Genomic DNA, 11,241 nt, shown 5'->3' on the forward strand with positions numbered 1-11,241 from the left:
GGAACCTGACCGTGGGGCCCGGTCATCGGGGGAGCCCCGGGCCGCTGCCCGGCTGAGCGGGCAGGGGTCTGCTGGTGGCCGAAGAGAGCAACTGCAGCCCCAGACGCAGCCTCCGCCTCGCCTCGTCCTCGGTGACGCCCAACTGCCGAGCCGTCTGACGGTAGTCACGGCGCTGGAAATAGGTCAGTTCGAGAGCGGCGCGGAGGGAGGCGGGCATGGAGGTGACGATGTAGTCCGCGCGTGCGGCGGTCGAGGCGGCGCGCACCTTCTCCTCTATCTGTTCGTGCTGTTCAGGAGAGTGCGGCCCGTCTTCGCGGTGCTGCAGGCGCAGTTGCCCGGCGGCGATCCGCTGCGTGATCCCCGCGATCCAGGAGCGCATCGGGCCCTGCTTCGGGTCGTACGCGTGCGGGTTCTCCCAGATGTAGCCGAACACGTCGCGAGTGGTGCTGTCGGCGGCGGCCTCGTCGTCCAGCACGCGGTGGGACAGGCTGTGCACGAGCGAGGCGAAACGGTCGTACAACTCGCCCAGCGCGGCGGCCTCGCCACGTGCGAGACGTTGTTGCATCTTCCGGTCCCAGCGCGGTGGTGTGTCATTCGCCATGGTGGCTCCCAGCCAAGTCCGTGCCGCCTCTTCGCCGCCTTTCGTGGCGAGCCGACCCCTCGAATGTAGTGCGAGGGGCTGACAACACAGGCCTCTTTGCGGCAATGTGCCTTCCGTGCTGATCGCTGATGGTGTCGATCCCGTCACGTTGCGAAATTTCTCAAGAAGTGTCGCTGCTCGATCACACGCGAAATTGCAGAGCAGTCATGCGGGTATGACTGCGACCATTGCGGGGGAGGACTGGCTGACGAGCGCTTAGGGTCTGGTGAATGGCTCGTTTTGACCGTGGGGGTCCGGGCAGCCGAGGAGGAAGGAACCATTCCAGGTGCGGCGTCAAGGCCCGAGCAAGGCCCCAGCCGAGCGAAGGGGAAGCACGACGTGTCGTTGAAGGTGTTGGAGGAGGAGCGGGGGGAGTGGGCCGTTCTCCGGGTGTCCGGGGAAATGGACCTGGTCACCTCGCCCGCGGTACGGCAGCACGTCCACGACGCGGTCGCCGACGGCCGGCGCAGTCTCGTGCTCGACCTGTCGGACGTGCTCTTCTGCGATTCGAGCGGTGTGGGCGTCCTGATCGCGTCGCGGCGTCTGATGCGTTCGTGCGCCGGGCAGTTGCGGCTGATCCTGCCCGCACGCGGTGCTGAGGACGGTTCCCACGTCAACCGCGTGCTCGCCGCGTTGGGCGTCCGGCGTCTCTTCGACTGCTACCCGGACCTTTCCACCGCCACACAGCAGGGAGCTGCCGCCGGCCCCCTCTCCGCCTGAGCGCGGAGCAGTAAGTCCCGCGGAGCGCATGCGCCCGCGGAAGTGCACTCGCCCGTGGCGTGAGGTCCGGCGGTGCAGATCCGCTGCAAGGCTGCGATGAGGCCCCGGTCACAGACGTGCGCGATGCGCGAGACGCGCGGGCCCACTTCGGCATTCGTCGATACCGGCTTGTGCCCTGCCTGTGATCCCAGAAGCGGATGAAGACATTCCGCTCGGGTACGCTCCGTTGCGTGCGGGAAATTCACAGGTGCGGCATAGCAGACGATGCAGTGGGAAGCGCTGTCGTTCATGCCCTCCTGGGTGGTGCCGCACAGTATGCAGCACGTCTACTCCTTTGCGCCGGAATATGCCTGAAGCGCTTGTTGCCCCAACTATGCGTCAACCATGCTGTTCCATGAAGGGGTCACGTTTTGTGATCCCGTGCAGACGCGAGGCGATGTGCTTGCCAGTACGGACGGTGTGAGCGGTGCAGGTGCTTCAGGTGCAGTTGGAGATCGGGGCGGACCCGACAGAGGTAGGGCGCGCGCGCAGGTGGGCCAGGTCCAGGCTGGCGGGCTGCGGGCTCGGCACGGACGAGCCGCTGGCGGAGACGCTGTTGCTGCTCGTCTCGGAGTTGGTGACCAACGCGGTCGTGCACACGGGTGCTCCGGCGGTGCTCCGCATGCGGGTGCCCGGCCGGCAGGCTTCCGGCGCCGTGCGGGTCGAGGTGACGGACTTGAGCAGCCGTCCGCCGCGTCAGCGCCAGGCCGACGGTGAGGACACCAACGGTCGCGGCCTCGAGTTGGTCTCCGGTCTGGCCGACCGCTGGGGGTGGCAGCGCGAGGGTGCGGGCAAGCGCATCTGGTGCGAGCTGGACCGCGTCGAGGAGCAGAGCCGTGCGCCCGGTTCGGTCGAGCTGCCGGGCGCGATCGTGCAGTTGACCGCGGGAGTCAGCTGCGGCGGCTCTGAGCCGGCGGGCTCAGCGGGAGTCGGCTCGGGTGCTCTGCGGGCATGAAACCGAGGCCGGGGGCCCGCAGTTGAGGCCGGCCCGGCCGATCACCCCTCCGGCAGTTCACGGTTGGACGGATGGCTGCGCGCTGTTGCCGCACTGCCGGTATGCGCATGTCTGAGCCGCTTGAACGCAGCGGCGCGGACGGTGCGTTCAGGGGCGTTCAGGCGGCCGTGATGCCCGTGTGCTCTCCGCTCGTGCTCCCGCCCGTCGCGTCGTCGGCGGCGTTGCCCGTACGGACTCGGAAGGTGCGCCTGTAGGCGCTGGGTGAGACCCCCAGAGCCGACTGGAAGTGCAGCCGCAGCGACGAGGCCGAGCCGAAGCCCGCGTCGGCAGCGATCCTGTCGACGGCCAGATCGCTGCTCTCCAGCAGATGACGGGCCCTGTCGATGCGCTGCTGAGTGAGCCACTGCTGCGGACTCATCCCCACCTCCTCGCGGAAGCGCCTCGTGAAGGTCCGCACGCTCATGGCCTCTTGCTGCGCCAGCTCCCGCAGTCCGATCGGCTGCCCGAGGTGCCGCAGGGCCCAGCCGCGTGCGGTGCCGGTCGTGTGCACGCCCGCCTCGGGCACGGGCCGTTCGATGAACTGGGCCTGCCCGCCGTCCCGGTGGGGCGGCACGACGGTGCGCCGGGCGACCGAGTTGGCGACTGCCGCGCCGAAGTCGTCGCGCACCATGTGCAGACACAGGTCGATGCCGGAGGCGACGCCCGCGGACGTGAGCACGTTCCCGTCCGCGACGTAGAGGACGTCCGGGTCGACCTTCACCTCGGGATGGAACGACTGGAGGCGTTCGCAGGAGGCCCAATGCGTCGTCGCCCGCCTGCCGTTCAGCAGCCCCGCGGCCGCAAGTACGAAGGCTCCGGTGCAGATCGACGCGATGCGCGTGCCGGGCCGGATCAGGGCCAGGGCCTCGGCGAGCGATGTGTCGAGACGGCCGTCGGTGAACGGCTCGTCGAGCTCGTGGGAGGCCGGCACGATCACCGTGTCCGCCTCCGCCAGGGCTTCGGGACCGTGCTCGACGGCGACCGTGAAGTCCGCGTCCGTACGGACCGGCCCCGGGGTGACGGTGCAGGTGACGACCTCGTACAGCGGCTCGCCCCGCTCGTTCCACGACCAGCCCAGCAGGCGGTGCGGAATCCCCAGCTCGATGGGCAGCAGGCCGTGCCGTACGAACACGGCGACCCGGTGGCGACCGGGATGACGGAAGGCGCTCATGGCCCGATCCTCGCACAACGTGGCCTCCGGGCCACTCGTACGCCGGGATCGTCGGCCCGAGGCTGGTCACGTGACACGGACAACCGGACTTCCCGCCCACGAAGAGCCCGCACCCCGCCGAGAGCCGGCGCCCGCCGCCCGCGAACCGGAACCCCGCGGATCGGGGTCACCCGATTCGGAGCCTCGCGAATCCGGGCCACGGGACCGGCCCCGCCCGCGCGTCCACCGCGCCTGGTGGGTCGCGGCCGTCTCCTTCGTCGCCCTCGTCGGCGCCGCCGCCTTCCGGGCCACGCCGGGTGTCTTCATCGACCCCCTGCACGACGAGTTCGGCTGGTCGCACAGCACCATCTCGGCTGCGGTCTCCGTGAACGTGCTGCTCTACGGGCTCACTTCGCCCTTCTCCGCCGCCCTGATGGAGCGCTACGGCATACGCCGCATCGTCTCGTGCGCGCTGCTGCTGATCGCCGCGGGCAGCGGCCTCACCGTCTTCATGGACGCCACCTGGCAGCTCATCCTCTGCTGGGGCTTCCTCGTGGGACTCGGCAGCGGCTCGATGGCGCTGGCCTTCGCGGCGACCGTCACCAACCGGTGGTTCATCCAGCGACGCGGGCTGGTCACCGGCATCCTCACTGCGGGCTCCGCCGCCGGGCAGCTGATCTTCCTGCCCCTGGTGGCGCTGCTGGTGGAGGGGCCGGGCTGGCGCACGGCGTCGCTGGCCGTCGCGGTGGCCGCCCTCGCCGTCGTGCCGCTCGTGCTGTTCGTTCTCCGCGACCGGCCAGAGGACGCCGGGCTGCGGCCCTACGGTGCCGGGCCCGGGTACGTCACGCCGCCGCCCGCGCCTCCGGGTGCCGCAAAGCGTGCGTTGCGCGCCCTGCTCGACGCGTCCCGCAGCAAGGTCTTCTGGCTGCTGGCCGGCACCTTCGCGGTGTGCGGCGCGTCCACGAACGGCCTGATCGGCACCCACTTCGTGCCCGCGGCACACGATCACGGGATGCCGGTGCCCGCTGCTGCCTCGCTGCTCGCGGTCATAGGGCTGTTCGACCTCGTGGGCACCGTCGCGTCCGGCTGGTTCACCGACCGCTTCGACGCGCGGCGGCTGCTGGCGGTCTACTACGCGCTGCGCGGCGTCTCGCTGCTGTTCCTGCCGCTGCTGTTCGCGGAGACGGTGCAGCCGACCATGCTGTTCTTCATCGTCTTCTACGGGCTCGACTGGGTCGCCACGGTGCCGCCCACCATCGCCCTGTGCCGCGAGCACTTCGGGGAGAACGGTGCGATCGTCTTCGGCTGGGTCCTCGCGTCGCACCAGTTGGGTGCCTCCGTCGTCGCCTTCCTCACGGGAGTCGTCCGGGACACCTTCGGCAGCTACGACGTCGCCTGGGTCGCCTCGGGGGCGCTGTGCGCGACCGCGGCACTGATGGCGCTGGTGATACGGAGGCGGCCGGAGACCGAGGTCGTGGTCAGGACATGAACACGCCCTCGGCGCCCGGCGGTTGTGACGGTGGCGGAGCGGGCCCGCGGAACGTGGCCCGGTAGGCGCTGGGGGAGACGCCGAGGGCAGCCTGCAGATGCTGCCGCAGCGATGCGCCCGTGCCGAAGCCCGCATCCGCGGCCACCTTGTCGACGGGCATGTCGGTCTCCTCCAGCAACTGCCGTGCTCGCTCGATGCGTTGCCCGGTCAGCCACTGCACCGGCGTGAGTCCGACCTCTTCGCGGAACCGCCTCGTGAACGTCCGTACGCTCATGGACTCCCGCTCCGCCAGCTGGCGCAGCGACAGCGGACGGTCCAGATTCCGCAGCGCCCACGCTCTGGCCGCGCCCGTCGAGGAGCGCGCGCCGCCCCCCGCCACGGGCCGGACGATGAACTGTGCCTGGCCGCCCTCACGGTGAGGAGGCACGACGGTGGAACGGGCGACGTCGTTGGCCACGGCCGCGCCGTGGTCGTACCGGATCAGGTGCAGGCAGAGGTCGATGCCTGCCGCCTCCCCCGCGGAGGTGAACAGGTCGCCGTCGCCCGTGTAGAGAACGTCCGGATCGAGGTCGACGGCCGGGAAGAGGCAGCGGAAGCGGTCGGTCGACTTCCAGTGGGTCGTGGCCCGCCTGCCGTCCAGCCAACCCGCCGCCGCCAGTACGAACGCGCCCGTGCAGATCGAGGCCACGCGCGTGCCGGGACGGCGGATGCGGCCGAGGGCGCGGGCGAGTGCGTCGCCGAGACGCCCCTCGCTCTCGGGCTCGTCCTCCTCGTGCGTGGCCGGAATGATCACCGTGTCCGCCTCGGCCAGAGTGTCGGGGCCGTGCGCGACGTGGACGGGGAAATCGGCGTTCGTACGGACGGGCCCCGGGGCGAGCGTGCAGGTGATCACTTCGTAGAGCGGGCTGTCGCCGTCCGGGCTCCTGGCAGCGGAGAACAGCTGGTGCACCAGCCCGAGTTCCAGCGGCATCACACCGTGGCGTACCAGCACCGCGACCCGGTGGCGCCCGTCCTGCTGGAAGGACGTGGCGCGTGCGCTGGGAGCCGATGACACCGTCATGGCCAGATTCTTTCACAAGCTGACCATCTGGCCACTCGCGGCGGGATGACGGCGCCTCGCACCATCGGCACCATGAAGGTTCTCTGGATTTTCGCCCACCCCGAGCAGCGCTCCCTGAACGCCTCCCTCATGCGCGACGGGCTGCGTGAACTGGCGCTCCACGGCCATGAAAGCCAGGTCTCCGACCTCTACGGCATGGGCTGGAAGGCGGTGCTGGACGCCGCCGACGTACGCCCGGTTCCGGCATCCGGCTCGCGCTTCGCCGTGGGTGCGGAGCAGGAGCGTGCCTACCTCGGCGGCGAACAGAGCGAGGACATCCGTGCCGAGCAGGAAAAGATCACCTGGGCCGACACCCTCGTGTTCCACTTCCCGCTGTGGTGGTTCGGGCCGCCCGCCATCCTCAAGGGCTGGCTCGACCGCGTCCTGGTTCAGGGCTTCGCCTTCGGGGTGCGGGACGCGGACGGCCGCACCCTGCGCTACGGCGAGGGCGGCCTGGCGGGCAAGCGCGCGTTGGTCATCACGTCGGTCGGTGCCAGGGAGAGCAGCTTCGGCCCTCGCGGCATTCACGGGCACATCGACCAGGTCCTGTGGCCGCTGCTGCACGGCACGTTCTGGTACACGGGCATGGCCGCCCACGAGCCCTTCGTGGTCCACGGCGCCGACCGACTCGGGCCGGCCGGATACGAGGATGTCGCGCGGGGGCTGCGCCGGCTGCTCCGCGGTCTGCCGGAGGCCGCGCCGCTGGCCTACCGGCACGAGAGCGGCGGCGACTACGACGAGGACCTGACGCTCCAGCCGTGGATCGCACCGGGCCAGGCGGGCCTGGGCGTGCACGAGGTGTGCGCCGAGCCCGCGCCGACCGGTTAGACGGGCCGGCCTCCGGCACCGTGCCGCCGCGGCCACTCACGGCACCGGGACGTCAGGAGCCCGCACCGTCACGGCAGTTCGGGATCGCGGCGATGCCGCGGCACGACCACGTCACGGCACCCGGAGGCTCTGCCTCACTGCGTCACATGCCGCGTCACCGCGTCGCGCGTGCGATGGCTCGCGCGATCTTCTGCGCGTCCAGCGACAGTTCACGCAGCATCCCGCTGAGCGGATTCGTGTAGCCGATGAAGTGCAGCCCCGGAGCCTCCGGATGGGTACGGGCGCCGTGCGCCAGAGGGCGGCCCTCGTCGTTGAGCACCCCGAGGCCGCCGACCAGGTCCTCCAGGCCGCGCCTGAAGCCGGTGGCCGCGATGACGACGTCGGGGGCCACCGTCGTGCCGTCGGCGAGCTGGATCTTGGAACCGTCGAACGACTCGACCGCCGCGACCGGTTCGACCTTGCGCTTGCGCACCGCCGAGATGAGGCCCACGTCCTGGATGGGGATCGCGCCTTGCCGGGCACGCGTGTAGAGGCCGGTGTCCGGACGCGGAAGCCCGTGCTTGGAGAGGTCGGGGACCGCCACCTTCGCCATGCGCGCGGCGAGCACGTCCACCAGTCGCGTCGGAAGCCTGCGGCAGAGGACGCCGTTGGCCTGCGCGGGCCAGCCCAGCGTGGAGCGGCGGACGATGTGCGGAGCGGTGCGCACCGCGAGCCGGACGCGGGTGGCGCCTCCCTCGGCGAGGTCGACGGCTATCTCCGCACCGGTGTTGCCGACTCCGACGACAAGCACGTCCTTGCCCGCGTACGGCTTCGAGTTCCGGTAGCGGGAGGCGTGCAGCAACTCGCCCTCGTAGCCCTCGCGTCCGGGCCACGACGGCATGTGTGCGGTGTGGTTGAAGCCGGTGGCGACGACCGCGACCGGTGTGGCCAGCCGTCGTCCGCCGTTGGCGTGCAGCGCCCACTCGCCCTTGTGGCGCTCGATGCTGTCGACCTCGACGCCGGTGGCCACCTCGATGCCGTGGTGCTCGGTGTAGCTCTCCAGGTAGCGCACGAAGTCGTCGCGGGCGACCCAGCGTCCGTACGAGCGCGGGATCGGCAGGCCGGGCAGCGAGGACCAGCGGCGGGTGGTGTGCAGGTGCAGCCGGTCGTAGTGGGCGCGCCAAGAGGCGGCTACGGACGGGGACTTCTCCAGCACGACGGTGCTGATCCCGTGTTCGTGGAGCGCGGCGGCGGTCGCCAGCCCACCGGGACCGGCGCCGATGATGTGAACGGGAACCCCGTCGTCGGTCATGGGCATGACGGAGAGCCTAGTGCTGGTGGCGCGGTGTTCCCGTCACGGAAGCGTCACGGGAAGAGCACGTGGCGGCAGCTGACGGGGAGTCGGCGAAGAGATGCCACGAGTCAGGGGAGAAACGTTTCTTGCGGTGTTCGAAGCTGACGGTTCATCTGGTGGGCTTCCTGCCCGTGACTCCCATGTGGACGAGCAGGGCGAGATTCGGCTTCAGCTCCGCCTGCTTCACGCCCCAGGTCTGGAAACCCTTCTGGTGACTCGCCACCGAAGCGAGCATGGTCACCAGGGCGCCGGCGGTCGCGGCGGGATTGACGTCCTTGTCGACTCTGCCCTTCGCCTGAAGTTCCTTGACGGAGTCGGTGAGAGGCCCGTTGACGGAATTCAGGACCTTCATGCGGATTTTGTAGAACCGCTTGTCGCCCTCGGCTGCACCGAGGTCGACAACGCGCAGGATGGCGTCGTTCTTGCGCCAGAAGGAGAGGAATCCGTCCACGAGTTCCTCTGCGGTGCGCCAGCCGGACTTGCCGGCCCATGAGCGGTCGGCCACCAGCTCCGAGAGGACGGCGGCGTCCTTCGCCATGGCCTCGGCCAGTTCGAGGACGGCGCCCTCGACGTCCGGGAAGTACTGGTAGAAGGTCGCCGGAGACGTGCCCGCCCGTCTGGCGACATCGATGACCTTGACATCGCGATACGGCGACGAGCTCAGCATCTCGCCGAGGCAGTCGAGCAGCTTCTGCCGCGTCGCCTGCCCGCGGCGCCCCGCTACTCGCCCGTCGACGGTTCGAACTTGTCCTGTCATGCCGTCAGCTTATCGACGGGGAACGAGCGCGCGATTCGGCCGCATGCAAATGGGGTCGGCCCCGCTGAATGCCGGGGCGTCATATCCGCGCAGGACGCCGAATTGTCCGTTCGTTCGAAACATTGGACTGCGGGGGCCCACGAACGCGGCTAGCGTGCCCGTACGGACGTACGCGCTCGCGCGTGAGGCACGGGAGGCAGGTCATGGCCGTACTGGCAGAGACATTCGCCGAGGGTGTGCCCTGCTGGGCGGACGCGATGCTCTCGGACGTCGAGGCCGGCAAGCGGTTCTACGGCGAGCTCTTCGGCTGGACCTTCGGTGAAGGGGAGACGGAGCGGAACGGCTATGTGACGGCCGTGCTGGACGGCAGGTCCGCCGCGGGGCTCTTCGCCAAGTCCGACGGCCGGCTGCCCACCGTCTGGAACCTCCATCTCGCCACCGGGGACGCCTTCGCCGCCGTCGCGCGGATCCGCGAGGCGGGCGGCAACGTGCTGACGGAGCCGTCCGACGCCGGTCGTCCGGGCCACAAGCTCGTCGCCGCGGTCGCCGCCGATCCCTCGGGTGCGGTCTTCGGGCTGCTTCAGACGGGCGGGCCGGGCGGCTTCGGCGTGCGGGGCGAGCACGGCGCATACGTCTGGTCGGAGGTCCACACGCGCGACAAGGACGCCGTGGACGCCTTCTACACCGACGTCTTCGGCTACGGCATGCGCGACCTCACCGGGCTGGACGCGAGCGGCGACGGGCCCACGGACGAGGAGCACGGGGGCGAGGCCGACCTCGAGGGCATCGCCGTGTGGGCCGCGGCAGGCGATCCGGTCGACGAGGAACACGCGATCGCCGGGCGGTGTCTCATCGGGGGGACCTACCCTGCTGAGATGCCCGCCCACTTCCTCACCTACTTCGCGGTGGACGACTGCGACGCCGCAGCGCACACGGCCGTACGGCTGGGCGGGCGGGTGCTGCGCGAGCCGGAGGAGACGCCCTTCGGCCGGTACGGCGTGCTCGTGGACGACCAGGGTGCGAGTTTCGCGGTGCTGCAGGCGCCGGCCTCCGCGCCCGGGGGAGCAGCGTGAAAGCGGCGCCGTTGCGGGGGGAATGTCGGACTCGTCCCGGCTTGCTGACTACAGCGATCGAAACGAGACACGTCGGGAGCGCCCCCGGGTTCGCAACCGTCGGCTTCGACAGGAAGAATCGGCCTGTGGACCGTGTGTCCGGTACGGCAGTGAGAAGCTGCACGGGGCGGATGTCGATGAGCCCCTACGGGGAGGTGGCAGGCAAGTGGTGGAGCAGCTGACGCAGCACGATCCGCGACGGATCGGCCCGTTCGAGGTGCTCGGCCGACTCGGCGCAGGCGGAATGGGGCTGGTCTATCTCGCTCGCTCGGCGTCCGGCCGGCGTGTGGCGATCAAGACAGTGCGGACCGAGCTCGCCGAGGACCAGCTGTTCCGGGTGCGCTTCACGCGCGAGGTCGAGGCGGCCCGCGCCGTCAGCGGCTTCTACACGGCGGCCGTCGTGGACGCCGATCCGCGGGCGGCCGTCCCGTGGCTGGCGACGGCGTTCGTGCCCGCCCCCTCGCTCGAGGAAATAGTCAATGAGTGCGGCCCCATGCCGGTGCAGGCCGTCCGGTGGCTGGCGGCCGGTGTGGCCGAGGCGCTGCAGTCCATCCACGGTGCCGGGCTGGTACACCGTGACCTGAAACCCTCCAACGTGCTCGTGGTCGAGGACGGCCCTCGCGTCATCGACTTCGGAATCGCCTCGGGCGTCTCGAACACCCGGCTGACGATGACCAACGTGGCCGTCGGCACGCCCGCCTACATGTCTCCCGAGCAGGCCCGGGATTCTCGCAGCGTCACCGGTGCGAGCGACATCTTCTCCCTCGCCTCCACCCTCGTCTTCGCCGCCACGGGGCATGCGCCCTTCCACGGCGCCAACCCGGTGGAGACGGTCTTCATGCTGCTGCGTGACGGCCCTGACCTGGAGGGCATGGACGAGGAACTGCGGCCGCTCATCGAGTCCTGCATGCGCATGGCTGCGGAGGAGCGTCCCAGCCCTGCCGACCTGCAGACCCAGCTTGCTCCGCACCTCTTCTCGTCCGGCGGTGACGACAGCGGCACCGCCTCGGCCTGGCTGCCTCCGGGTGCGGTGGCCCTCATCGAGCGCAAGCGCGGTGCGCGGCCCACGCCGAGGCGTCC

At 70.4% G+C, this 11,241-nt stretch carries 11 protein-coding genes; 6 read left to right on the top strand and 5 right to left on the bottom strand.

The annotated features are described in order from the left end of the window. Positions 1–22: 22 nt before the first annotated feature. Entirely contained in the window at positions 23–601 is a 579-nt protein-coding gene (locus H5J26_RS23130) for an RNA polymerase sigma factor (protein ID WP_181767871.1), read from the bottom strand. Between the two features lie 378 nt (positions 602–979). Between H5J26_RS23130 and H5J26_RS23135 the strand changes: the two genes are divergently transcribed. Together H5J26_RS23135 and H5J26_RS23140 are read left to right on the top strand one after the other, a co-directional pair. Then, complete coding sequence (locus H5J26_RS23135; protein ID WP_181767872.1) at positions 980–1,360, top strand: STAS domain-containing protein; 381 nt, start codon at positions 980–982, stop codon at positions 1,358–1,360. Between the two features lie 466 nt (positions 1,361–1,826). Then, a complete protein-coding gene (locus H5J26_RS23140; protein WP_181767873.1) occupies positions 1,827–2,354 on the top strand; it encodes an ATP-binding protein in 528 nt (175 codons plus the stop codon). A gap of 157 nt (positions 2,355–2,511) precedes the next feature. Here H5J26_RS23140 and H5J26_RS23145 read toward each other — a convergent pair whose 3' ends face one another. Then, the gene (locus H5J26_RS23145) at positions 2,512–3,564 is read right to left on the bottom strand and encodes a GlxA family transcriptional regulator (RefSeq protein WP_181767874.1); all 1,053 of its coding nucleotides are present in this window, start codon (positions 3,562–3,564) and stop codon (positions 2,512–2,514) included. A gap of 70 nt (positions 3,565–3,634) precedes the next feature. Between H5J26_RS23145 and H5J26_RS23150 the strand changes: the two genes are divergently transcribed. Further along, positions 3,635–5,032: an MFS transporter gene (locus H5J26_RS23150; RefSeq protein WP_309238035.1), complete on the top strand. Its 1,398-nt coding sequence runs from the start codon at positions 3,635–3,637 to the stop codon at positions 5,030–5,032. Here H5J26_RS23150 and H5J26_RS23155 read toward each other — a convergent pair. After that, entirely contained in the window at positions 5,022–6,092 is a 1,071-nt protein-coding gene (locus H5J26_RS23155) for a GlxA family transcriptional regulator (protein ID WP_181767876.1), read from the bottom strand. The two genes, H5J26_RS23150 and H5J26_RS23155, sit on opposite strands and share 11 nt — an antisense overlap. Positions 6,093–6,164: 72 nt before the next feature. Here H5J26_RS23155 and H5J26_RS23160 point away from each other — a divergent pair, with 72 nt between their 5' ends. Continuing rightward, positions 6,165–6,959 carry an NAD(P)H-dependent oxidoreductase gene (locus tag H5J26_RS23160; RefSeq protein WP_181767877.1) on the top strand — a complete coding sequence of 265 codons (795 nt, stop codon included), beginning with the start codon at positions 6,165–6,167 and terminating at the stop codon, positions 6,957–6,959. A 154-nt stretch (positions 6,960–7,113) separates the two neighbouring features. Here H5J26_RS23160 and H5J26_RS23165 read toward each other — a convergent pair whose 3' ends face one another. Together H5J26_RS23165 and H5J26_RS23170 are read right to left on the bottom strand one after the other, a co-directional pair. Beyond that, positions 7,114–8,250, bottom strand: coding sequence for a flavin-containing monooxygenase (locus H5J26_RS23165; RefSeq protein ID WP_181767881.1), 1,137 nt, complete (start codon positions 8,248–8,250; stop codon positions 7,114–7,116). A 151-nt stretch (positions 8,251–8,401) separates the two neighbouring features. Further along, on the bottom strand, positions 8,402–9,049 hold the full coding sequence (locus tag H5J26_RS23170) for a TetR family transcriptional regulator (RefSeq protein ID WP_181767878.1): 648 nt from the start codon (positions 9,047–9,049) through the stop codon (positions 8,402–8,404). 203 nt (positions 9,050–9,252) lie between these two features. On the opposite strand from H5J26_RS23170, the gene H5J26_RS23175 reads away from it, so the two are divergent. Then, complete coding sequence (locus tag H5J26_RS23175; protein ID WP_181767879.1) at positions 9,253–10,122, top strand: VOC family protein; 870 nt, start codon at positions 9,253–9,255, stop codon at positions 10,120–10,122. Positions 10,123–10,327: 205 nt separating this feature from the next. Continuing rightward, positions 10,328–11,241: serine/threonine-protein kinase (locus tag H5J26_RS23180; protein WP_181767880.1), on the top strand; the 914-nt coding region annotated here is incomplete at its 3' end.

The sequence above is a fragment of the Streptomyces albidus (ex Kaewkla and Franco 2022) genome (assembly GCF_013870515.1).
GTDB classification, from domain to species: Bacteria; Actinomycetota; Actinomycetes; order Streptomycetales; family Streptomycetaceae; genus Streptomyces; species Streptomyces albidus.